The organism is Bremerella volcania (assembly GCF_007748115.1).
Lineage (GTDB): Bacteria > Planctomycetota > Planctomycetia > Pirellulales > Pirellulaceae > Bremerella > Bremerella volcania.
This window is the reverse complement of the sequence record NZ_CP036289.1, coordinates 4,505,643-4,529,163: the sequence shown is the minus strand read 5'-3', so window position 1 is coordinate 4,529,163 and position 23,521 is coordinate 4,505,643. Positions and strand designations below refer to the sequence as shown.

Genomic DNA, 23,521 nt, shown 5'->3' with positions numbered 1-23,521 from the left:
TCCTGGTGGTTAATTCTGCGGCGATTCCTGGCCGACTCGCCAACGCAAGTAGGCGTCGAGAAAGCCTTGGATGTCGCCGTTCATGACGCTATGGAAACTGCCCATATAATAGCCAGTCCGGGCATCCTTCACGCGTTGATCGGGGTGCAGGAAGTAATTGCGAATCTGCGAGCCGAACCCTACCTTGGCTTGGGTCTTGTACTTTTCGGCTTGCTGGCTTTCGCGGCGTTCTTCCTCTACCCGAGCGATCCGCGAACGCAGCATCTTCCAGGCCTGGGCTCGGTTTTTATGCTGGCTGCGTTCCTGTTGACACTGCACGACGATCCCCGTGGGAATGTGCGTCAGGCGAATCGCACTGTCGGTCTTGTTCACGTGCTGACCCCCGGCTCCGCTAGCCCGGAACGTGTCGACGCGGACGTCGTCTTCATCGATATCGACTTCTTCACTGTCGGGAATCTCCGGCGAAACGTCGACCGCGGCGAAGCTCGTCTGACGTTTGCCTTCCGAGTTGAACGGACTGATCCGCACCAGGCGGTGCATGCCGGTTTCTCCTTTCAGGTAGCCGTAGGCCATCGGACCGCGAACGACGAAGGTCGCGTTGTTGATGCCGGCCTCTTCGTTGTCCGTTCGATCGATCAGTTCGACGTCGTACTCGTTTTGATCCGCCCAGCGGCCATACATCGTGAGCATCATTTCCGCCCAGTCGTTGGCATCGGTACCACCGTCACGGGCATTGATCGTCACGATCGCGCCGCAGTTGTCGTATGGCCCGTCGAGAAGCGCTTTCAGCTCCAACGTCTCCAGATCGGATTCCAGCTTCTCGAGCGTGCCGGGCACTTCGTCGGCCAGGGATTTATCTTCCTCGGCCATCTCGAGCATCACGTCCAGGTCTTCGATGCCGGACAGGCACTCATCCAACGGTTCCACAAGGCTCTTGAGCGACTTCATCTGGCCGACCGTCTCCTGGGCTTTCTCTTGATTGTCCCAGAAGTCAGGGGCCGACATCCGCTGCTCGATATCCTTCAGCTGCTGCTGCTTGGCAGCGTAGTCAAAGAGAGTCCTTTAACTGAAGGAGTCGCTGACGGATGCTCTCTGCTCGATCGTAAAACTCGCGTTCCATGGTGGATCCGAGAAAAGTTCGTGGGGTGCTCTTTAATGTCGTGCTCAATCTCTCTTGTCCCCTCTCCCTTTGGAAGGGAGAGGGGACAAGATTTTGTCTAATCCTTCAACTCGAAGATCGCTTCGACTTCGACGGTCATGCCGGCGGGCAGCGCGTTCACGCCGATGGCGCTGCGCGCCGCGATGCCGCAGTCTTCGCCGAAGACTTCTTTCATCAACTCGCTGAAGCCGTTGATCACCGCCGGTTGTTGGGTGAAGGAGTCCTGGCAGTTGACCATGCCGAACGTTTTCACCAGGCGTTTGATTTTGTCGAGGCTGCCCAGGTGGGCCTTCAATGTCGCGAGCATGGCCAGGCCCGTTTGGCGAGCGGCCGCGTAGCCCACTTCCTGATCGACGTCGACCCCCACTTTGCCCAACTGAAGCGTACCGTCCGGGCTCAGCGGACCGTGACCCGAGAGGTAAACAAGGTTCCCGACTGTGACCGCAGGCTTGTAAAGCCCCATGGCCTTTGGCGCCGGCGGCAATTCCAAGTTCAAAGCATCCAGGGCGGCATCAAAGCTCATGATGTTTCTTTCGGTTAGGGTTTTTCCGGTCCCCTCTCCCTTGGAAAGGGAGAGGGGACTAGAGGATTGGTTATTTCTTATAAACGTCGTCTGGGTCGACTAGACGTTCTGCGACGATTTTGGTTTCGGTGGGGCCGACTTCACGAAAGAAACAGGTTCGGAATCCTTCGTGACAGGCCGCCCCTTTTTGGTCGACCTTCAACAGAACCGTATCGGCGTCGCAGTCGACCAGAATCTGCCGGACCTGTTGCTGGTGACCACTCTCTTCCCCTTTCCGCCACAACTTGCCGCGGCTGCGACTGAAGTAGACGGCTCGGCCGGTAGCGAGCGTTTCCTGGAACGCCTCGCGGTTCATCCAGGCCATCATCAATACCTCGCCATTGTCGACATCTTGGGCAATCGCCGGTACCAGACCGCCGGCCTTGTCAAAGTCAGGCTCGCGGGGCAAGGAGATGGACATCGCTGGACTCTTATTTCATTGGCCGGGCAAAAGGGAATCAATTCGGTTTAGTGTGGCTTTTTCCGCGACAATCGGCAACCGGGCACACCCATTCCGATCCCCTCGCACGGCGAGGGGATCGGATTTCTTAAAGCACCGGGTAAGCGGTAGATCTGGCGCGGGATGATCAATCGGTCTTTCCCGAAGACCCCGTACATTCGGACTGAGTTCGCTAGCGGTGTAGTCAATGGAAGCAGGATGCCGAATCGATAACTGTTGGGCCGCCTCGGCGGCGTTTTGGGACCACCCCTTGCCAGCTTTCGTCGATCTCCCCCATGTCCTGCTGAGGTTCCGTCGTGAAGAAGTCACTAAGTATTGTCATTCCGGTTCACAACGTTCAGTCGAGCATTGTTGCCGAAGTGGATCGTTTGCTGGAGATCGTGGCCGATCTGACGAGCGATTTCGAACTGATGATCGTGGACGATGGTTCGACCGACGGTACCGAAGAAGTTCTGTACGAAATCTCGTGCCGTTATCCGCAGGTCCGCTCACGCCGCTATACGCCGCGACAAGGCCGAGCTACGGCGATCGATCTGGGCCTGGCCGCTGCCGCCGGCGAGATCGTCATGATTCAGGACATGGATCACAAGTTGACGACCGAAGACATCCAATCGCTGTGGGCGATGCACTTCGACGCGTCGGCCGCTCACTCGCGTAGCGTGGTCCAGCGTCCAGCAGCACCAGTTGTGAAACCGCAGCCAGCGACGCCACAACCGGCCAAACCGCTGCTGCCCAGCGACCCGCAGCCACTCGAGCAAGATCTGCTCTCACGTCTATCGAATTGGGGTGCCGACATCAGCGAGATGGAATCGCTTACGGAACTTTCTTTGCCCGAAGAAGAAGTCTCTGCGGCGACCAACGAAGCCGTTCAACCACCGGCACCGCGTCTGAAAATGCCTCGTTTTCTCAGGCGGATCCACGAATTCGCAACTGGCGAATAACAGGCAATCTGAGAAAAGTTTTCCGTTCGTCCAGATGCTGCCCCTTACAGATGCAGTTGCGGCGAATTATTTCCCGATAAATGTGGTAAACTCTTGATTCGGTCGGAACCATTCGATAGAATCAGCCAGTGCCTTCAAAATGTTTCAGGTAATATTTTCCTCATTTTCCCTCCAAGGTGAACTTTCCGGCATTGATCGCTGGGGAGTGAACCCCGGGCAGCTTCGGAATCATTCCGATGCTTGAAGCGTTTTCAGGCACACTTATCATGAAGTTCGGTCGCGTCCTGTTTCTCCTCGAGGGCGTAACTAGACTTCCAAACTAGGCTTGGCAGACGGGACTAGGCACCCCAGCCAATTGGCCTTAGATCGCGGTAAACGGAACAGACAAGAAGCATTCCAACAACCCTCGCTAAATGTGCCCGCGCGCTGATCGGTGAGGTTGATGTCGTGTTGTCTCTACGTTGCTAACGACTACGGCCCAGCGGCAGTCGGTTAAGCCTCCGGAACAAGGGAGGACTTCTCATGGCAACGGTTCCATTCACCATGGACCCCGCGGTTTACGCGTACGCGCCTTCCGAGATGGGCAACAGGTCCCCTCGTAAGTTGCATCGCATCCGCGAACTTCGCAAGCAGCAAGGCGTTTCACTTCGCACCGCCTCGAGAAAGTTGGGCATGCCCGCTTCTCAGGTTCGTGAAGAAGAGAAACCCGACACCGACCTTTTGGTCTCGCAACTCTCGCAATGGGCCGACATCCTGGATGTGCCCATCGCTGACCTTCTGGAAGAGCCCCAGAACAACCTTTCGTCCCCGATTCGTGAACGTGCCAAGCTGGTGCGGATCATGAAGACGGTCAAAGCGATTTCCGAGCGGACTCAGGAAGCCAACATCGGAATTCTAGCCGAGGTGCTGGTCGATCAACTGGTCGACTTGATGCCGGAACTGGCCGACATCAATGCTTGGAACAACGTAGGCCAGCGTCGTTCACTGGACGATCTTGGCCAGATCGCCGAGCGGCGTATTTCCTGTGATTCCATCATCGGCGCGATGCGAGACTAAGAGTTTTCAATCGCGCTTCAGATAAACAAACTCCCCCTGGTGCCCAGGCTGCTCGGATGCGGCCTGGGTCCGTTTATTTCTTGCCCTGGTCAGACAAGATCTTTCAGATGGAAGTGAAACTTGCCGAGCTTTCCTCCATAGTTGCCGGCTGAGATGACCAGTACTCCCTCGATGGCCGCGGCGTGCATGGCCGTTTTCATCCCCTCGGCAACGGCTTGTTCACTGGCACCATCTAACACGATTTCCAGCACGCAGTGGGCCCCTTCAACCACCTGCGACTCGACGCGTCCCCTCAGGGTGGGGCAGTTGGTGTCGGAGGTCGATGCCATTAGGCTTTTGTATTTCGAGCCCACTTTACTACCGCTGCGAGCCACACCGCCAGGAAAGGGGGCGATCACGTTGGCCAGCGGCGCGATGGCCTCGACGGCCTGGCGAGCCGCGGTGAGCGCGGTGGATTGATCGACGGCCTGAAAGATGATGTTGCCGCCGGCGACTCCCTTTTCGATGCCAAGCGATTCGACGCAGAAGAACTCTCCGTCCATGACCGGAATTCGCCAGTAGCGAGTGCCGTCGATCACTTTGCTTTTCTGAAAGCCGTCGCCAAAGTAGCGGAGCGACTTACCGAGCGGCATTCGCTTTTCGGCATCGGGCAGACCATCAAACACGGCCGTCGACGCGCAGGTCATCACGCATTGACCTACCCGCTTGGTGATCGCTTTGGCCAATGCATCGGCCGAGAAGCCAAAGGCCAGGACCGACGCGCCCGGGCGGCCGTCTGGGGTTTCTTCGGGGGAAAGCAGCCGCTCGACGCCCACCTCGGCATCGCAGGCAATCACGCTGCTGCCGTAGCCGCTCACTTCGTTGGTCGCGGCGCGCAGCCAGTGGTCGTCAAAGGCTGTGATCATCAGCCGCGTGTAGACCATGCCAAAGGCTTCGGCGAAGGTATCAACGATCTGCGTGTTGCCAATCTGCACAGGTGCATTCCCCGGGATCCATGTGAGTACGAGACCTTCTATCTTCCCCCGACCCGCGCGCATTGCCAACCCCGCACCGCCATCTGCCTGGGTAACCAAATCGGCGTCGGGGATCTACAATAGGGTATTCGTGTTGCATCGTGTCTCGCAGAACTTCCGAAGGAATGATGGACGAACAAACGCCCAGGCCCCGTGTTGCCGTGATCGGTGGTGGTATCTCCGGACTTGCCGCCGCGCATCGGCTCGTGGAATTGAACCCTGCGTACGACGTGCACGTCTTCGAAGCGGATGACCGGTTGGGTGGCGTTCTGCAAACGACGACGACCGCCGATGGTTACTTGCTCGAAAACAGCGCGGACAACTTCATCACCAACATCTCGTACGCGCTCGACCTATGCCGCCGCTTGGGGATGGAAGAAGATCTGCTGCCGACCAACGAGGCTTTGCGTAAGGCGTACGTCGTTCGCCGCGGCAAGTTATATCCGGTGCCTGAGGGCTTCGTGTTGATGGCCCCCAGCAAGATGTGGTCGGTGATCACGACCCCCATTTTGAGTTGGGCCGGCAAGCTGCGTCTGGCCAGGGAGTACTTCGTCGCGAAGCGGGAAGATCCTTCGGACGAGTGCCTGGAGTCGTTCGTCACGCGCCGCTTAGGTAGGGAAGCGTACGAGCGTCTCGTGCAGCCGCTGATCGGCGGGATCTATACGGCCGATCCCACCAAGCTCAGCATCCAGGCCACGCTGCGGCAGTTCGTCGAGATGGAGCAAAAGCACGGCAGCCTGATCAAAGCCGCCCAGCGTAAGGAAGCCAATGGGCAGAAAAATGAGAGTGGCGCCCGGTACTCGATGTTCGTCGCGCCCAAGCAGGGGATGGGGCAACTGGTGCAAAACCTTCAGCAGCATCTTTCCGCGCAGACGATTCATCTCGGCACGCCGGTTTTCTCGATTGAAAAAACAGACGATCGTTGGACCGTGCGAACATCCAGTGAGAAACACGCCTTCAATGCGGTGATCATGGCGTTGCCGGCCCCTGCGGCGTCGAAGGTTCTGCACGCGTTTCCCGTTCTGGCTGAGAATCTGGAAGCAATTCCTTATGCAGGCTGCAGCGTGGCGATTCTTGCGGTGGATGAAAAGCAGATCACGCGTCCGGTGGCTGGCTTTGGGTTTGTCGTGCCAGAGATCGAGAACCGGAAGATCTTGGCCGGTAGTTTTTCCAGTGCCAAATTCCCCGGGCGTGCCCCGGACGGAAAGGTGATCATACGCGTGTTCGTCGGTGGTGCGTGTCATCCGGAACTGGCCGATCTTTCAGACGACGAGATGAAGCAAGTGGCGATGCAGGAACTGGGCGAACTGATCGGCCTGCGAGGCGAGCCAGAGAAGTTTCTCGTCACGCGGTGGATGGGCAAGATGCCGCAGTATCATCTGGGGCATCTCAATCGCGTGGCGATGCTCGAGGAGGAAGCGGCCCGACTGCCCGGTTTGGAACTGGCCGGCAATGCTTACCGAGGCGTGGGGGTGCCGCAGTGCATCCAAAGCGGCGAACAGGCAGCCCAGCGAGTGTGCGAATACTTAAGCGTCAAGCGGCCGCCAGGTTGATGCTCGCGACTCGGCCTTCGAGGAACGTCAGGTCGAGGCCGGCGTGTTCTTCTTTTGCCTGATGCAGCGCGCTGAGTGCGGCTTCGGGATCGTCGTTGTACTGCCGGGCAAACGCTTGCTGATCGGTGGCCGCTTGAATGGCCGCTGTCTGCGCGGCGATTTGCGCGAGCAGTCGCTGGGCTTCTTCCGATTGTTGCAGTAGACCTTTGGTTTGCTGGGCGAACGCATCGGCACCATTCACGGCGATCTCGCCGTTGGGGTCGATCCGCAGTTGAAACGACTCCGGCAGGTCTTGTCCGGCTTGATGGAACGTGCGACGCAGAAGGTCTTCCAGGTCTTCCAGCGAACGCCCCAACTGATCTTGAAGCTCGTCAACGTTGCCGCCCAGTAGACCGCTGGCGGCGAGCAAGGATTCGAGAGAGGTGTCATCCGGCGTATTGGTTTCCGCCGTCTTTTCCGCTTCTCCTTGAAGCAGCGAGAAAACGCCATCCGAAAGTTGCCGGGCCGCTCCGGCCGCCATCGAAGCCGCGCCGATTCCCAGTGGTATAGCGGTTGCAATATTCATCCGCGCATTCCTGCAGGTGTGACAGCCCCCCGTCTCTCTTGGTATCGACTCCGCAGGCATGCCGACTTTAACGATTAGAGCAATTGTGGCGAGGGAAAAGAGACGTGTGCCCCTGCATGGTCAAGAAGAAGAAAAAGTTCCCATTACCTACGATCGCCAGGCAATCCAACCTCTTTTCTGGTATCTCAGGATACCCTGCCCCGGGATGAGGTTACCATTAGGTAATGGGAACAAATTCTATGTTCGGTGAATCGATTTTCACATCGATGTCATTGGTTCGTCAGGTGTCACGGCTTGGAACTGGTGGAATCGACGCCGTTACAAAGTAATATCGTGTAAACTATTCCCCGTCTTGAGCGGCGTCAAGAAAAATCCCCCGGAAATAGTATCTCAAATGCCCCGTCCAGCGTTGGCCCCGGATGAGGGGCAGCTTGCTTTAGGCAGCGGCTAGTGTCGGCTGAAAAGATTCGATCTTTTCCAGTTCCAGAATGCTGCGGTAGAGATCGACATATTGGCGTGCGGCTTCCTGCCAGCAGAATCGCGCGGCGGCCTGTTGCAGTAGCTCGGCGTACTCAGGCGAAGCGTTGAATGTCTGCATGCCGCGATGATAGACGTCGAGCATATGGTCCGGTGAGAAGTCGTCCCAATAGAACGCTCTCTTACCGCCGATCTCCGGCAAGCTCGTACGTCGGGCGAGGAAGACTGGTTTGCCAACCGTCATCGCTTCAATCGGAGGCAATCCGAACCCTTCAGTCAGGGATGGAAAGACGAACGCCTCGCAGTTTTCGTACAGCCACTGCCGCTCTTCATTACTGACGGGACCTGGCAGGGAAACGCGATCGGCGAGATGTTGCTCTTCGATGATGCGTCGCATTTCGCAGGCATACTCGGAACCGTTCTGTCCGGCGATCACCAGTTGATGATTCGGCAGGCGTTGAATCAGATCCAATAAGACGTGGAAGTTTTTCTTCCGGTCGATAATCCCGATGCTGAACAGGTAAGGCCGGCTCGCGTTGAGCCATGCCGGCTGTTGGGCGGGCAGTTGAGAAATATCGGGTCGTCCGTTGTAAATCACCTGCAATGGCTTGTTTTGCAGATCGAAATACGACTTCACTTCCCCTGCGACGAACTTCGAGATAACTGTGACGGCATCGGCGCGTCGAATCAACCGAGCGATACGGCGATGCTCGCGTTCGATCTTGGGGCCCTTCTTCTCGCGCAAATAGTTCAGATCGTGAATCGTCAGCAAGACGCGCGTCTTGGGGTTCAGGGGCAGGTACTTCGCTTGTTGATGCGTCGCATGCCACAGGGCATAGTCCGGCGAGCGCCCCATTTGCGTCCAGCGATACCAGCGTTGGAAGATCTCTTTCCGCCACAGCTTGGCTTCCAGGGCATCGGGCGTACCGAATTCATTGACCTGAGCCGAGGTGACGAAGGGAATCGGTCGGAGGCCGCGGTTGCTCATCTCGGTGGTCAGCGCACGTCCGAGATTGCGGGCAAATTGCCCCAGCCCGGAACAAAAGTTCCGAGATTTCTCAAGATCAAGGACGATGCGTGGTGGTGGATTGAGCATGAAGTCGCGTAGTTGGGAACGACAGGTAAGGTCGTTCGCTTCTCCTGAGATAGCAGAGCTGGTGTGGTTTCACCGCTGGCAGTCTCGTTGTCTGGAAAAGGAGGTGCAACATCCACAAAAGTTGATGATATCGCATCCCCCAGACGACGAGAGAGTACCTGTTTCATCGGTGCCGTGGAATACCGATCTGAGATAAGAGATTTGTGCCCGCAGGACCCGTAGATTCGGACGGCAATCACAATAACTGTAAGAAGTTAACAACCTGAGCCGGAGGAGACCCCCATATGCTTGGTTCTGCCGGGAAAATAGGGCAGAATAGGGCCTTCTACTCGTCTTAATCCCTGAATACACGCCCCAACATATCAGCTCTCTTTGAGGATCAGCCCCTGTGAATATCTACCTGGGAATCGATATTGGTACTTCCGGAACCAAGACCATCGCCATGGCCGAAGATGGCTCGATTTTGGCGGAAGCCTCTGCTAGCTACCCGGCCGAGCACCCGAAACCCCTCTGGAGCGAGCAAGATCCGGAGCACTGGTGGAAAGCGACCGTCAAAACGGTCAAGAAGGTGGTGCAGTTGGCCAAAGCGAAGCCGGAAGACGTCAAAGCGATCGGTCTCTCGGGGCAGATGCACGGATCGGTCTTTCTCGATAAGAATGACCAGGTGATTCGCCCGGCGCTACTTTGGAATGACCAGCGTACCGCGGCCGAGTGTGAAGAAATCGAATCGCGTGCCGGCGGTCGTAAGAAGCTGATCAAGATGGTCGCCAACCCGGCCCTGACCGGATTCACGGCACCCAAGATTCTGTGGCTGCGCAACAACGAGCCGAAGAACTTCGAGCGTCTCAAGAAGGTGCTGCTTCCCAAGGACGATATCCGCCGTCGTTTGACCGGCGAGTACGCCACCGAAGTGAGCGATGCGAGCGGCATGCTGCTGCTGGACGTCGCGAAGCGGGCCTGGTCGACCGAACTTCTTTCCAAGCTCCAGCTTGATTCCGATCTGCTGGGCAAGGTCTACGAATCGGAGGATGTGACCGGCAACCTGACCAAGCAGGCCGCCAAGCAGTTGGGCCTGACGACCGATTGCGTGGTGGTTGGCGGGGCAGGGGACTGCGCCGCCAATGCCCTGGGAAATGGGGTCGTCAAGAAAGGGATCCTGGCCAGCAGCCTTGGAACGAGCGGCGTGATGTTCGTTCATAGCGATGAAATGGCCGCCGATCCGGAAGGACGTTTGCATACGTTCTGCCATGCGGTTCGTGGCAAATGGCACATGATGGGGGTCACGCTGTGCGCAGCGGGCACCCTGGAATGGTTCGTGCAGAAGTTATGCGCCGAGATGCGTGGACCACGCGGCAAGAGCGATCCTTACACGGCGCTGATGAAAGCAGCGGAAGCCATTCCGGCAGGGAGCGAAGGCTTGATGGTTCTGCCGTACCTGGCCGGCGAACGGACGCCGCATGCCGATCCCGATGCTCGCGGCTGCTTTATTGGGATCACGCTGAAGCACGAGCGTGCGCATCTCACCAGGGCCATCATGGAAGGGGTGACCTACTCGCTGCGGGAAAGCTTGGAAGTGTTGGACCAGATGAACATTCCCGTTCGCCAGGTTCGCGCCGGCGGCGGTGGTGCCAAGAGTGCGTTCTGGCGGCAGATGCAGGCCGATGTATTTGGCAAGAAGGTTGTTAAGCTGAATGCGGAGCAAGGGCCAGCGTTTGGTGTCGCGTTGTTGGCGGCGACCGGTGCCGGGGCTTATAAAAACATTCAGGAGGCCTGTGCGGCGACGATCAGCGAAGTGGCGGAAACGAAGCCCGATCGCGCAGCCAAGAAGGTCTACGACAAAGCATTTCCGGTGTATCAAGATTTGTATCAGTCGCTCAAAGCAGACTTCAAGAAGCTCGGGAGCCTCAGCGACTGATCCCGTTTGACATGAGGTGGCGACATGACGTGCCGATTTTACCGTGAGCAGGAAGTAGGCCAGCTGCTCGATATGGCGACCGCCATTGAAGTGGTGGACGAAAGTTTCCGGCAACTCGGCACGGGGGGCGCTGAAAACGTCCCTCGGCATCGTGCCCGTGCCCCTGGTTTCGTCCTGCACGGCATGCACGCTTCGGCGGAATACCTGGGAACCGCCGGCTGGAAGATGTACACCACCACGCGGATCGGAGCCAAGTTCATGGTCGGTATCTACGATATCGACAGTGGGCAGATGGTCGCGCTGATCGAGGCCGATAAGCTCGGTCAGATGCGCACTGCCGCTTCGTCCGCGGTGGGGGCACGCTACCTCGCCAAAAAACCGTTGACGCAGTTAGGCCTCTTCGGTACCGGTTGGCAGGCCGAGTCGCAGCTGGAAGCGATGGCGACCGAGTTTCCCCTAACCCAGGCGTTCGTCTACTCGCGCGATCAAGAGAAACGCGAATCGTTCGCCGAACGCATGGCCGACAAGTGCCAGATCGAGATCGTGCCGGTCCACGATCCGAAAGACGCCGTGGAAGACCTACCGCTGGTCATCACGGCGACGACCAGCAAGCACCCGGTCTTCGATGGCAATCAGCTTGCCGAAGGAGCCCTGGTCTGCGCGATGGGTGGCAACTGGGCCTACAAGCGGGAAGTCGACGTGGTGACCATTCGCCGCGCCGACAACTGGGTGTGCGATTCGATCGAAGCGTGCCAGGGAGAAGCCGGCGACTATCTGCTGGCTCAGGAAGAAGGGTACTTTGACTGGGACGTGGCCGTTTCCCTGTCCGATGTGATCGCAGGTACCGTCATCGGGAGAAACAACGCCGACAGCATTGTGGTGTATAAGACCGTTGGCCTGGCGATTCAAGACGTGGCCCTGGGAACGAAGTTTTTGCAGCGAGCGGCTGAAAATCCGGCAGTTGGCACCGACTTGCCGTTTTAGCGGTCGTCACCATCTGTGTCTTTCGAGTCGGCCTCGATATTCCGCTGCTGGGCATCTTGCTCCCCTTCCTCCACGATTTCCTTGGCCTCAACTTCATCTTCCGAAGAGGCCGTTTCAGGCACGGCGTTGCCGGCGACATGGAATTCTGCCAGCACCGCGAAGTGATCGGAGCCGGGGAGCCGTACCCGCTGAAATTTGCCGACCGTTGAGCCTTGGGACAGGAACACGTGATCGATGGGATAACGAAGTGGCGGATAGTCGGCGTGATAGGTGGTCAACAGCGCGCGTCCGACCCGGGGATCGCCCAATCCGCTTAGACGTTTGAAGAGACGCGTGGTGTGGGACCAGGCGACATCGTTGAAGTCCCCCGTTACCAGCCAGGTAGCGTCCGCGTCGGCTTGAACTTCTTGGGCGACCAGCACGAGTTCGGCATCTCGCACGCGACTGTCGCGCCGGCCCCCTGGCGTGTCATCCTTCAGCCCCGGCGGGGTTGGGTGCAGGCCTGCTACTTGGACGGTTTTGCCGTCGGGAAGGGCAAGGGTCGCGAAGATCGACGGCCTCAGCTTTGAGACAAGGTACTTCACTTCCTCATTGAGAATCGGCAGCTTACTCCAAAGCGCCAAACCGAGCCCCTCGTCGCGGATGACTTCGACGTGGTGCGGGTATGCTTGGCGAAGCGGATCGAGCTCGGATTTCCACTTTTGGTTGATTTCAATCAGCAGCAGGAGGTCCGGATCCTGCTGCTGGATCACCTGCGACACCTCGTCAAATTGGGTGTTGCTGTATTTGATGTTGGCTACCATCAGCCGAAGATTCTTTTGCTCGCTCGCATCTGCCAGCTCTTGCGGCCAAAGGGGCGTGAAAGGGAGCACGTGCGCTGCTTGCCAACACGCCGCGGCGAGGATGCCACCGCCAAGTATCCAGTGTTCCCTTCGGAAACCGCAGGCTCCCCACGCATGAGCCACTGTCGCCAAAGTTGGTACCAACAGCAAAAACAACAGCTGAACACGAGGGAAATCACAAAGGCGCACGACCCAGTAGCCAGTGTTTACCAAAGGAGCCAGCGACACGATGACCAACACGGCAAGGGTAATCCTTGCCAACCAGATCAGTGCCGAATTGAGAGTTTTAGGGAAATTCGACACGTGCGAAATTCTGCCTTCGGAGATGCAACCGCGAGGAACCGGCATTTTACATCACGGCTCGAGGGATGGCAGCCCGTAACCAACCATCGCGCTGAGAGGAGAAAAAGGGGCAGGTCTCTTTTCTTGGGGTTTAGGAAAAAAGATGCTTACCCCCCCCATTTGGCTCAGCGGATCTCTCTGGCCGGGTTTTGAGGGATTTCCGCGATTGATTGCTTGGGTTGCGCGGTTTCCACTTTGTTCTTTTCAGCTTCCGCCGAGATCGATTCCGCGGCGGCGACGCGAAGCTGGACTTCGGTTGCGTAGCGGGTTTCAGGCCGGCCGCATTGCAGTTCGGGGCGAATCAGGAACTGGCCTGTCTCTTTGGTCTCGATGGTCACGGTCAGGCGAATGCTCTTGCCGGCTTCGATGGTCAGCGGATCGAACATGGCCTGACCCGGGGCGATGCGACCAGTGTGCCCTTCCACTTGGATAGGCTCGATTCCTTCCGAGAGATTGACCACGGCCTGGACCAGATCGCTCGGCTTGTCGCTTAGGTTGGTGATTTCGATGCCGTATTTGACCGGCTTCCCTTGGATTGCGACGGCCGAAGGGGTGAAGATCTCCATCTTTAAAGCATCGACTGGCTCTTGCGGCTCCTCGGTAACGGCCGGCGTCTGCATTTCCTGTTTGGGAGGCTCAACGGCTGCGATCGCTGGAGGGGCAGCAGGCTTGGCGATATCGGTCCAGGTAACCTCAACCGACTCGCTGGCGAGTGATCGCAGAAGCTTCCAATCTTCCGCCGTGACGAGCAATGAGTTGGCTTCAGGGACTTTATTTTCCGTGTCGATGACGACGGCGACGTCCCCCAGCGAGAGTTTGGTCACCTCGTCAAGGATTTCGGCATTAAGCGTGGCGGTTTCTGGAATATTGATCGAATGCTGCCCGATGGCCATGCGTCCGGCGTAAAGATCACCGACGGCCACACGGATCGATTTCGACGGCAGATCGACGTGCAGTTTGATCGGGCCTTGAAGCACTTTGATCGAATCGCCTGGGGTGGGGTTGTGGTCGTCGGCCCAGTGGTTGATTGAGCGCAGGAAGGTTTCGGGGATTGCGTGCTTGGCGGAGACTTCCTCCAGGTTCATCCCTGGCAGAAAGGTCAGCGCAGGCTTGGCCAGGTGTTTGTTCGGAGCGAAGATCACCGTCTTGGCGAGTTCATCCCCTTTGGCCAGCACTTGCTCGCGCTGCGCTTCGGTGAGATCCTCGCGGTAGGCCAGACGCTCGATTTGCGAAAGCGCGGTGGCCCAGGTAAACGCGGCTTCGGATGCTTCGATTTCTGCCCAGGCATCGTCAAACGAAAGGATCTTCGGCGTGATGTCTTCGGCCGAGGGAGCTTCCTGCTGTGCGGCTGGTTCCTCTTGCGCTACGGTGTCGGTCGAGAAACGGCTGGTTGGCTTGGTGGTTGGACCGCTCGTGGAAACTGGGATGACCGGCAGGGAAGCGGTACGATTCTCGAGGACCGGGTTGGCGACGTACTCGTCTTTCGGAGTCGCCTGTTCGGCCGTTAATACCGTGGGGACTTGCTGCACGGTGACCTGGCTTCGATTCTCGGCGAGTTCCGTAAATGCTTCTTCCGAAAACAACGGTGCTTCGTCGGGACCTTTGGTGTCGGCCGTAGGGGATGAGGCCATTTGATTGCGGTAGATCACGTATCCGTTGTACGCAACACAGACTAAGAGTCCCACGATCAAAAGATTACGAAGTACGGCCACGGCATCCTCGGCTGGAGCGAGTTTTATCGAAATAATTGCGCAAGTTGGTTGTGCTGTATCAAATCTCCCGAAATGCATCCAGGCCAATTGGGGGAGAAAATGCCGGCAAATTCGGACAAGCCTCAACGCGGGTGAGAAAATCGATGGCGGAAAATGGCATCTTCTTCTAGGATTAAGTAGTTAACAATCACGTATCCTTCCTTCCTGACCGGTAAGCATGCATCGACCTGCCCCCACCGCCGACTGGTCTTCTCCGCAATTGCCTGAGGGGCAAGCTCCGCTAGCAGAGCACGCAGGCCACGACACCTCACCGGGGTGGCTGCGTTGGGAAACGATCCAGAACTCGGCATCGTTCCTGGTTTCGTTGATCGTGCATTTCTCGTTGGTCATGCTGATGGCCATGTTCACGATCATCGACCCGCCTGATCGGCAGATCGAACTGGTGGTGCTCGAGCCGGAGATCGAAGACCGCGAGCGACCGCTGGAAATCGAGCTGGACGAGTCGGATAAGATCGCCAAGGAGATGACCCTGGCGAACCTGACCACCACCGAGCAAGGGATGGAAGGCATGGTCGAAGCATCGCTGAAAGCGCCCCAACTGGAGATGCCGCCGACCGACTTCGCCAACGCGCCACTGGTGGCTCTGCAAGCCGAAGCGCTTCTGACCAAGGACGTCGACTCGCTGATCGAGGATATGCCGGTCGGAACGGTGGGTTCGGTTCAAGCCGTCGTCGGAGACTATCAGGAAGCCATGGACCAGATCTCGCAAGAGTTGATCTGGATGCTTTCCAAGAACAAGGTCCTGGTGATCTGGCTGTTCGACCAGTCGGAAAGCATGAAGGACGATCAGGCTAAGATTCGCCAGCGGATCCATCGCATCTATGGCGAAGTCGGACTGAGCGAGCATGCCAAGGGGGATGCCCTCACGACCGGGGTGGCCAGCTTCGGGCAAGGATTCCAACTGCATACCAGGGCACCCACTGCCGACCCTGTCGAGGTCGACGAGGCGATCGCCGCGGTGCCGGTCGACCCATCGGGGGAAGAGATGTTCAGTTCGGCCGTGGCGGAAGTGCTGACGCTGCATCGCCGTTACGCGAAGATCGCCGATCGTAAGATCGCGCTGATTGTCGTGACCGACGAGAGTGGCAACACCGAGGACAACGAAGGGCGGCTCGAGAAAGCGATCTCGATTGCCAAGGCGACCGATACGAGGGTGTTCATCCTGGGGCGTGAAGCGGTCTTCGGGTATCCGTTCGCCCATGTGCGGTGGATGCATCCCGAAGAAGGGACGATCCATTTGCTGCCGGTCGATCGTGGTCCGGAAGCCGCCTTGGTCGAACAGCTGCAGACCGACGGCTTCGGCAAGCGGACCGATGCGCTGACCAGCGGTTTCGGCCCGTTCGAGCAGGTCCGCATGGCGAAGGAAACAGGCGGTATCTTCTTCATGCTTCCCGGCGAAGAAACGAACATCAACAACTCGATCGATCGCCGCTACGAACCGAAGACGATGGACATGTATCGGCCGAACTTGAGTTCGCGGATGGAGCAGGTCGGCGAAGTCAAAAACGATCCTCTCAAGACGCTCGTCACTAAGATCATCTACGACCTGAATCCGTACCAGGAAAGCGTCGCGGACGTGATCGAGATTCAGCAGGTCTTCAGTGGCGACCTGCAGCGATTCCGGCAACAGGTGCGCGAGCAGCAAGCCAAGATGATCACCTACATCACGTACCTGGACCGGGCAATCGAAGCGGCCGAAAACAACCGCAACCTGCGCGACGAGTCGAACTCGCTGCGCTGGAATGCCAACTACGATCTGCTGTACGGCCAACTGCTCGCCTATCGGGCACGTGCGTTTGAGTACGGTGCTTACCTGACGAACTTCGCCGAGAATCCGCCCACTCCACCGCAGATGCCGGCCTACATGGAGTTCCGCGGTTGGCGGCTCGCGACGACCGACGAGCTATCGGCCCCCGAAAAAACCGAAGCCGACATCTCCCTCTCGCGCGATGTGCTTCAGTTCGTCATGCAGGAACACGAAGGGACCCCGTGGGCCACGCGGGCAAGCTGGGAGATCAAACGCGGTTTCGGCGTGAAGCTCGAACCGATCTTCTTTGATACCCGCCGGATCAATCGCCCGCGGCCCGCCCCACCTGGCGGACCACCTCGGATGCCGGTTCAGATTCCCAAGCTGTAGCTCAGCTTAGCTGCGAGATCGCCTTCCACAGCTTGGGTGGCGACATGGGAAGCTCGAACATCCGGGCACCGCACGCTTGATAGATGGCTGACTGGACGGCTGCCGGCGGAGGGACGATCGGGGTTTCGCCCACGCCGCGAACGCCATACGGATGATCGGGGTTGGGGACCTCGACGATGATCGTGTCGATCATCGGCAGGTCGTAACAGGTCGGCATGCGATAGTCCAATAGCGAGGCGTTGGCCATCGTGGCGTCGTCTCGATAGAAGTACTCTTCGTTCAGCGCCCAGCCGATCCCCTGCACGGCGCCCCCTTGCATCTGGCCTTCGACGTAGCTCGGATGAATGGCCTTGCCGGCATCTTGAATGGCCGTGTAACGCAGTACGCGAACCTTGCCCGTTTCCGGATCGACTTCCACGTCGCAGATGTGAACTCCAAAGCCGTTGGTCGAAACATCCTTCGAGATCGAAGCCCGACCGACGACCGGCTCGCCGATCTCAGGAAGTTTTTCGGCAAGTTCGCGAAAGGTAATCCTCTTATCGCCACGGACGACCGCGCCGCTCTCGTAGCGGACGCCTTCCACGTCGCACTCCCAGAGTACGGCCGCGCGCTGGCACAGTTGTTTCCGTAAGTCGAGTCCCACCTCGTAGGCGGCCAGCCCGGTGGCAAACGTCGTGCGGCTGCCGCCGGTGACGTCGGTGTAGCCGACGCTGTCGGTATCGACCACCTTGGGATGCACGTCTTCCGCCGCGATCCCCAGCGTTTCGGCCAGTTGCATGGCAATGGACGTGCGCGTGCCGCCGATGTCGGTCGATCCTTCCAAAAGGTTGACCGTGCCGTCGGAGTTGACCGTGGCCGAGACGCTTGACTTCAGGCCGATGTTGAACCAGAAACCAGCGGCGATTCCGCGACCGCGGTGGTCCCCTTCCAGCGGCGCGTTCCAGTGATCGCTATTCTTGGCCGCCTCCAGGCACTCCACGAGCCCTACTCGCGGATAGATCGGACCATCGACCCGCCGCGTTCCTTCCTTGGCCGCGTTCTTCAGACGCAGCTCAAGCGGGCAGATGCCAAGCGTTTCGGCAAGTTCGTTCATGACCGACTCGAACGCGAACGCCGCTTGGGTCGCGCCCGGGGCGCGATAAGCCTGGGTTTTCGGTTTGTTCAAGCAGACGTCATATCCGTTAACCCGGGCATGGGGGAGGTCGACACAGCTGAAGACGCACATGCAGCCGGGGCCGATCACGCCGTCTCGGTAAGCCCCGGCGTCGTAGGCCAGGTAGGCATCTCCGGCGACCAGCTTTCCATCCTTGGTCGCGCCCAGCTTGATCCGCATGTACGAACCAGGCGTAGGACCGGTCGCTTCGAACACTTCGTCGCGCTGCATGACCATCTTGACGGGGCGGCCACACTTGCGGCTAAGAAGCGCTGCGACCGGTTCCAGGTAGACGGCAATCTTCCCCCCGAAGCCGCCGCCGATCTCACATGGCGTGACGGTGACTTGCGAAAGGGGAAGTTGCAGCAGTTCGGCGACCTGTTGGCGACAGGTAAACGAACCTTGCGTGGAAGTCCAGATTTTCAGCTTGCCATCTTCGTTCCAGTGGGCGATCGAGTTGTGGGGTTCGATGTAGCCTTGGTGGACGGTGGCCGTTTTGAACTCGCGCTCGATGATGACGTCGGCGGAAGACCATGCCGAGTCGACGTCTCCTTTTTCGAACAGAAGATGCTTCGCGATGTTGGTCGGTTTGTCTCCCTGGGCACCCATGTGGTCGGTACGCAGATCCGCATGCAAAATCGGGGCATCGTCCCGCATCGCATCCTGCACCCACAGTACGGCGGGAAGGACTTCGTACTCGACCTGAATCAGGGCCAACGCTTCTTCCGCGAGATGAACCGTGCGGGCCGCAACCGCTGCGATGGCATGACCCTTGTACAGGGCCTTGTCGATGGCCATGCAGTTTTCGCTGAGGTCGGAAAGATGAACCGCACCTTCGCCCAGGTTGGCGATCTTATCTTTTAAGTGCGGCCAATCCTTGCCAGTGATGACGGCGAGAACGCCATCGAGGGCTTGGGCGGCCGAGGTATCGACCGACTTAATCTTCGCATGCGCGTGAGGGCTGCGGAGAATCTTGCCGTGTACCATGTCCGGGAAATGGACGTCGTTAGTGTAGATGGCCCGGCCGGTGACCTTGTCGGTTCCGTCATGCCGGATTGGTCGCGTGCCCAGGACCTTGTACTGTTTGTCGCTATAGGAAATTGGCGATCCGTTCATGGCTGGGCTTCCCTATTGTTGCTGCTGGGCTTGCTGTTGACTGGTTTGGGTCGGCTGTGGATTTTGCTTGAGCGAACCGTTGCCACTCATGCGTTCGGCGGCGGCCTTCACGCTGCGGACGATCTTGTCGTACCCGGTACAGCGGCAAAGATTGCCGGCGAGGGCAAAGCGAATTTCCTCTTCGCCCGGATTGGGCTTCTTATCGAGCAAGGCCTTCGCCGCCACGATGAAGCCTGGCGTGCAGATCCCACACTGGAGTGCCGCGCCTTCCAGGAAGCACTGTTGAATCGGATGCAGGTGGCCTTTGTCGGCGATCCCTTCGATGGTCGTAAGCTCGTGCCCGTGGACTTCCACGGCAAGCACAATGCAACTGTTGACCGGCTCGCCATCGAGCAGCACCGTGCACGCACCGCAGTTGCCGTTGTTGCAGCCTTCCTTGGCACCGGTCAATTGCAGCGTATCCCGCAGTACTTCGAGCAAGCTTTGCCGAGGCTCGCAGAGGAAATCGTAGGTCTGGCCATTGATGGTGGTCGAGATGGCCATTTTCGCTGGGGCTTTACCTGACATGTTGGGGTCTTTCCCGTGATGGTGAATCAGCGTGGATGCGTGACGACGACTTGGCCAGCGGCTCGACTCAGGGCCGTGTGAAGCGTTCGTTTGACAAGCACGTAGGCTAACTGTTGGCGAAACTCGATGGTGCCCCGCATGTCGTTGATCGGGGTCGCCAGCGTGGCTGTCTGGCGGGCAACGTCTTCGATCAGGTCGTCGCTGGGGGACTGGCCTGTTAACGCGCTGGCAGCATTGGTGGCAAGGAAGGCCTTGGGCCCGACCGCCCCCAGGGCGATCCGAGCGGTGGCGACGGTGCCATCTTCCGCGAGTTCGACGTACGAGCCTGCACAAGCGACCGCGATATCCATTTCATAGCGAGGGATGAACCGCTCGTAAGCCGAGCCTGACGTGGTGCCCAGTGGTGGAAGGGTCAGCGAAACGAGCAGCCCCTGACCGTTCATGACGTTCTTGCCAGGGCCGGTGCAGAACTCGCTGACACAGCAGGTTTGCTTGCCGGTAGGGGTTGCGTACTGGACGCTTGCTCCCAAGGCCATCAAAGCGGGTACGCTATCGGCAGCCGGCGAAGAGTTACACAGGTTTCCGCCGATGGTCGCGCGGGACTGGATCTGCCAGCCACCGATGATCTGGGCGGCGTCGCGCAGGGCCGAAAACTTTTCCGTCAACGGGCTCTCTAAAACTTGCGAGCACGTGACCGTGGCACCTAAGTGAAGACCGCCCTCGGAGGTGATTTCCAGCCGGGAAAGTTCCTCGATCTGTTTGACGTCGATGACATGATCAGCATGTCGGAGGTTCTCGCGGAGTTGAACCAGGATATCGGTCCCGCCGGCCAACAGCACGGATTTTTCGCTGGCGGAAGAGAGAAGCTCAACCGCTTCCGATATCGTACGGGGCGCATGGTACGTGAAAGCTTGCACGCGAACTCCGTTTCTTGACAGAGAAAGTGGGGGCGAAGGAGCAGGGCAGGGGCCGCAGTCCGTGAGGTTTCGCCCTCAATATCGAGGGTTCCCGATCGAGTGTCAAGCAAACGAGCCGCAGGTCAGCGAGATCGACCGATTACTCGTCATCGTTGATTAAGAACCGCGCCGAGGTGAGTCCGTAACGCTGCTGATTCGCTTCTTCCCGCGACATGCCGCTGTCGGCGATCTCTTCTTGTTCGCTCGGAAGTTCGGTCATTGTGGCGTTGGCGGTTGTGTAGTCTTCTGAGTAACCCATTTGCTGTCGGTAATATTCGTTGGACATTGGGATCGGATCGCTGCGGGTCACGCCCAGCAGGCAGGCAACATCCAGCAGCGTGCCGGCGATGAAGCGTCCAGGTCCGAGAACGGCATGGAAGAACATCAGCGAGCGATTCCAATCGTCGGAGATATGAAAGGGATCGTCGACCATCCCGCCAAGCCAGCCCATATTATCGGTGTTGGCCTGGGGGACGAAGAAGAAGGCCAAACCGACGTAGATCAACGCGATACCTACGGCGACAACCACACTGTGCCAGCCGGTCAGTGGCAAAAAATGAAAAGGGACCCAGAACAGCCCTGCCGTCATCAGGACAGCCGCGATCAGCTTGAAAAAGACGACCCATTCGCTTTGCTGGGCGACGTGCTCGGTGTTCAACTCGACGTTGCCGACCGGTTGGGGATCGTATTGTTCGCACCAATATTCGTAAAAACTCATCGCGCTGTGGTCCTCTGGGGGCCCTTGGACGTGTCTGTTTCTTATGGCAAGCCTAACCTACAAATGGTGGAGTGGCTGGTTTCTCATTGCTTTTGAGAAGCGGTCTCAATCCGCCGAAAGTTGGGCTATTTCGGGCTGCGATAGGGGAATTTTGATTTCCGGAAGATTACTATGGGGCGGATTGGGCGGAATCGAGCGATTTTGCCGACTTCCTGTTGGGCTACCATGTGCTGGAGAATGTTGAGATGAAGCGTGTTTTGCTCGTGCTGATTGGCCTGGTTTCAGTTTCTCTCGTCAGTGGCGTTGCCATGGCGGATAAGGGAAAAGACTCCAAGTACAGCACCGAAGACATCATGAAGAAAGGCTTCAAGGGGGGCTTGGTCGCTAAAGTCGCCAAGGGAGAAGCAAGCGAAGAAGACCAGAAGCTTGTGATCGAGATGCTCGAATCACTGGCGAAGAATCCGCCTCACAAGGGAAGCGAAGAAAGCTGGAAAGAAAAGACGTCAGCCCTGTTGGCCGCGGCCAAAGGCACCGTCGAGGGAAAAGAAGGTGCGGACGCCAAGTTGAAGAAAGCGATGAATTGCAAGGCTTGCCACGATACGCACAAATAAGCAATCAGCAACAAGTTTATTGAGATTCCGGATAGGGCCCTGGGCGATGTTTGCCGAGGGCCCTGTTTCGTTGGTTGCGAATCTTTGCGGTGTGCTGTAGCCTAAACGGATTACCTATCCTCCGTTCGTCCCCGCCATAGACATAAGGAAGTTGTTGTCCATGAATCGTTTTTGGATTCTCGGTATTGTTCTCGTTGCTCTCCCGCTTTGTGTCGGATGTCCGACGAGCACTCCGACCGAAGCACCTAACGGCAATGGCGGAGCAGCCGCAGCACCCAAGCCAGCAGCGGACGATCCGGAAGCGGTCGCGGCACTGGAAGCGCTGGGTGGCAAGCTCACCAAGGATGGCAACGGGAACGTAATTCGTGCCGACTTTTCAGCCGTGGTGGTCGAGAACGACGACGTGTTCGAGCCGATCTCGAAGCTGAAGCAGCTTCAGGTAGTCAAGTTTTATGGCGCTGAAATCACCGACGACGTCACTGTTTTCATGAAAGAGCTGACCGAGCTTCGCGACGTGGATTTTTCCAACTGCGTGATCGAGGATGCCGGCATTTCCAATTTGACCAACTCGAAGAACCTCTCGGCGTTCGGCCTGCGGCGTACCAATATTTCCAACAAGGCGTTGGAAATCATCGCGACTGAATTCCCCAAGGTACGTTATCTCGACTTTCGTTACTGCAACATCGACGACGAAGGGATGAAGTCGGTCGGCAAGATGAAGGGTTTGGAAGTGCTGCGAACTGAAGGTGCTTTGATCAGCGACGAAGGGGTGGCCTACCTGGCCGACCTGACCAAGATGCGTTTCCTGAATCTGCGTGACAAGAAGATCACTGACAAGGGGATGTCTTACCTGGCGGGCATGAAGAACCTGGAAACGCTGGAACTGAACGAAGTGGCCTGCTCGAACGAAGGCCTGGCGCACATCAAGGATTGCGTCAAACTGAAGAAACTGCACCTGTTCCGCACCAAGGTGACTGACGACGGCATGCAGTACCTGACCGATATGAAGGAGATGGAAGACCTGAAGTTCCGCCAATCGCCGGTCCGCGGCGAACAGATGGATAAGCTCAAAGGGATGACCAAGCTGAAGGAGTTAGACGTGAGCGAAACCCCGTTCGTCGACGACGGCGTCGCCGTGGTGGCCACGTTTGAAACGCTCGAGTCGCTCAATCTGTGGAATACTTTCATCACCGATGACGGCCTGGCACCGATCAGCAAGCTGAAGAACTTGAAAGAACTGGACCTGCAGAATTGTGCCCTGAGCGATGCCGGCGTGAAGCACCTGGAAGGGATGACTTCGCTGACCAGCTTGTCGCTGAAAGAGAACAGTTCGATCTCGGACGAATCGATTCCTGTCCTCAATTCGCTGACCAACTTGAAGAAGCTGACGCTGAACTTCACGCAGATCTACGACGACGGCGTCGAAAAGCTGAAGGAAGCCAATCCGAAGCTGGAAGTGAGCTTCTAAGCTGCTGACTTTCCCAATGGAAAGAAGCCTCCGCGAACGATCCGCGGGGGCTTTTTCA

The 23,521-nt window shown here is 58.0% G+C and carries 20 protein-coding genes; 8 read left to right on the top strand and 12 right to left on the bottom strand.

All coding sequences use genetic code 11. The features are described from left to right. Positions 1 to 9 precede the first annotated feature (9 nt). The 3 genes from prfB to hisI form a co-directional block, all read right to left on the bottom strand. A protein-coding gene (prfB, locus tag Pan97_RS17935; protein ID WP_196782144.1) for a peptide chain release factor 2 occupies positions 10 to 1,120 on the bottom strand; the annotation gives its coding sequence in 2 pieces (ribosomal slippage) (positions 10 to 1,050 and positions 1,052 to 1,120; 1,110 coding nt in all). Positions 1,121 to 1,217: 97 nt separating this feature from the next. Further along, entirely contained in the window at positions 1,218 to 1,682 is a 465-nt protein-coding gene (locus Pan97_RS17930) for a RidA family protein (RefSeq protein WP_144974920.1), read from the bottom strand. Positions 1,683 to 1,752: 70 nt separating this feature from the next. Next, positions 1,753 to 2,142: a phosphoribosyl-AMP cyclohydrolase gene (hisI, locus tag Pan97_RS17925; RefSeq protein WP_144974918.1), complete on the bottom strand. Its 390-nt coding sequence runs from the start codon at positions 2,140 to 2,142 to the stop codon at positions 1,753 to 1,755. Positions 2,143 to 2,477: 335 nt separating this feature from the next. Between hisI and Pan97_RS17920 the strand changes: the two genes are divergently transcribed. Continuing rightward, a complete protein-coding gene (locus Pan97_RS17920) occupies positions 2,478 to 3,122 on the top strand; it encodes a glycosyltransferase family 2 protein (RefSeq protein ID WP_144974916.1) in 645 nt (214 codons plus the stop codon). 522 nt (positions 3,123 to 3,644) lie between these two features. Further along, positions 3,645 to 4,178 (top strand): helix-turn-helix domain-containing protein, encoded by a 534-nt coding sequence (locus tag Pan97_RS17915; protein ID WP_144974914.1) that lies wholly within the window; start codon positions 3,645 to 3,647, stop codon positions 4,176 to 4,178. 89 nt (positions 4,179 to 4,267) lie between these two features. On the opposite strand, the gene fhcD is transcribed toward Pan97_RS17915, so the two are convergent. Further along, positions 4,268 to 5,152: a formylmethanofuran--tetrahydromethanopterin N-formyltransferase gene (fhcD, locus tag Pan97_RS17910; protein ID WP_241676318.1), complete on the bottom strand. Its 885-nt coding sequence runs from the start codon at positions 5,150 to 5,152 to the stop codon at positions 4,268 to 4,270. 140 nt (positions 5,153 to 5,292) lie between these two features. Here fhcD and hemG point away from each other — a divergent pair, with 140 nt between their 5' ends. Further along, a complete protein-coding gene (gene hemG, locus Pan97_RS17905; RefSeq protein WP_144974910.1) occupies positions 5,293 to 6,744 on the top strand; it encodes a protoporphyrinogen oxidase in 1,452 nt (483 codons plus the stop codon). On the opposite strand, the gene Pan97_RS17900 is transcribed toward hemG, so the two are convergent. Both Pan97_RS17900 and Pan97_RS17895 read right to left on the bottom strand, forming a co-directional pair. Continuing rightward, positions 6,725 to 7,309, bottom strand: a complete 585-nt coding sequence (locus Pan97_RS17900) for a hypothetical protein (protein ID WP_144974908.1) — start codon at positions 7,307 to 7,309, stop codon at positions 6,725 to 6,727. The two genes, hemG and Pan97_RS17900, sit on opposite strands and share 20 nt — an antisense overlap. Positions 7,310 to 7,745: 436 nt before the next feature. Then, positions 7,746 to 8,882, bottom strand: coding sequence for a glycosyltransferase family 4 protein (locus Pan97_RS17895; protein WP_144974906.1), 1,137 nt, complete (start codon positions 8,880 to 8,882; stop codon positions 7,746 to 7,748). A gap of 442 nt (positions 8,883 to 9,324) precedes the next feature. Here Pan97_RS17895 and xylB point away from each other — a divergent pair, with 442 nt between their 5' ends. Both xylB and Pan97_RS17885 read left to right on the top strand, forming a co-directional pair. Next, positions 9,325 to 10,797: a xylulokinase gene (gene xylB, locus Pan97_RS17890; RefSeq protein ID WP_391529990.1), complete on the top strand. Its 1,473-nt coding sequence runs from the start codon at positions 9,325 to 9,327 to the stop codon at positions 10,795 to 10,797. A gap of 24 nt (positions 10,798 to 10,821) precedes the next feature. Beyond that, the gene (locus Pan97_RS17885) at positions 10,822 to 11,781 is read left to right on the top strand and encodes an ornithine cyclodeaminase family protein (protein WP_144974902.1); all 960 of its coding nucleotides are present in this window, start codon (positions 10,822 to 10,824) and stop codon (positions 11,779 to 11,781) included. Here the strand turns inward: Pan97_RS17885 and Pan97_RS17880 are convergent. After that, positions 11,778 to 12,926: an endonuclease/exonuclease/phosphatase family protein gene (locus Pan97_RS17880; protein WP_165698829.1), complete on the bottom strand. Its 1,149-nt coding sequence runs from the start codon at positions 12,924 to 12,926 to the stop codon at positions 11,778 to 11,780. The two genes, Pan97_RS17885 and Pan97_RS17880, sit on opposite strands and share 4 nt — an antisense overlap. Positions 12,927 to 13,090: 164 nt before the next feature. Then, a complete protein-coding gene (locus Pan97_RS17875) occupies positions 13,091 to 14,677 on the bottom strand; it encodes a hypothetical protein (RefSeq protein WP_144974898.1) in 1,587 nt (528 codons plus the stop codon). 217 nt (positions 14,678 to 14,894) lie between these two features. Here Pan97_RS17875 and Pan97_RS17870 point away from each other — a divergent pair, with 217 nt between their 5' ends. Then, entirely contained in the window at positions 14,895 to 16,874 is a 1,980-nt protein-coding gene (locus Pan97_RS17870) for a vWA domain-containing protein (protein ID WP_144974897.1), read from the top strand. Position 16,875: 1 nt separating this feature from the next. On the opposite strand, the gene Pan97_RS17865 is transcribed toward Pan97_RS17870, so the two are convergent. The 4 genes from Pan97_RS17865 to Pan97_RS17850 form a co-directional block, all read right to left on the bottom strand. Further along, positions 16,876 to 19,143: a xanthine dehydrogenase family protein molybdopterin-binding subunit gene (locus Pan97_RS17865; protein WP_144974895.1), complete on the bottom strand. Its 2,268-nt coding sequence runs from the start codon at positions 19,141 to 19,143 to the stop codon at positions 16,876 to 16,878. Between the two features lie 12 nt (positions 19,144 to 19,155). Continuing rightward, the gene (locus Pan97_RS17860; protein ID WP_144974892.1) at positions 19,156 to 19,710 is read right to left on the bottom strand and encodes a (2Fe-2S)-binding protein; all 555 of its coding nucleotides are present in this window, start codon (positions 19,708 to 19,710) and stop codon (positions 19,156 to 19,158) included. A gap of 26 nt (positions 19,711 to 19,736) precedes the next feature. Further along, a complete protein-coding gene (locus Pan97_RS17855; RefSeq protein WP_144974890.1) occupies positions 19,737 to 20,627 on the bottom strand; it encodes an FAD binding domain-containing protein in 891 nt (296 codons plus the stop codon). A gap of 139 nt (positions 20,628 to 20,766) precedes the next feature. After that, positions 20,767 to 21,384 (bottom strand): hypothetical protein, encoded by a 618-nt coding sequence (locus Pan97_RS17850; protein WP_144974888.1) that lies wholly within the window; start codon positions 21,382 to 21,384, stop codon positions 20,767 to 20,769. A 245-nt stretch (positions 21,385 to 21,629) separates the two neighbouring features. On the opposite strand from Pan97_RS17850, the gene Pan97_RS17845 reads away from it, so the two are divergent. Beyond that, positions 21,630 to 21,995 (top strand): hypothetical protein, encoded by a 366-nt coding sequence (locus Pan97_RS17845; RefSeq protein WP_144974886.1) that lies wholly within the window; start codon positions 21,630 to 21,632, stop codon positions 21,993 to 21,995. Positions 21,996 to 22,155: 160 nt separating this feature from the next. Beyond that, positions 22,156 to 23,463 (top strand): leucine-rich repeat domain-containing protein, encoded by a 1,308-nt coding sequence (locus Pan97_RS17840; protein WP_144974884.1) that lies wholly within the window; start codon positions 22,156 to 22,158, stop codon positions 23,461 to 23,463. Positions 23,464 to 23,521 lie beyond the last annotated feature (58 nt).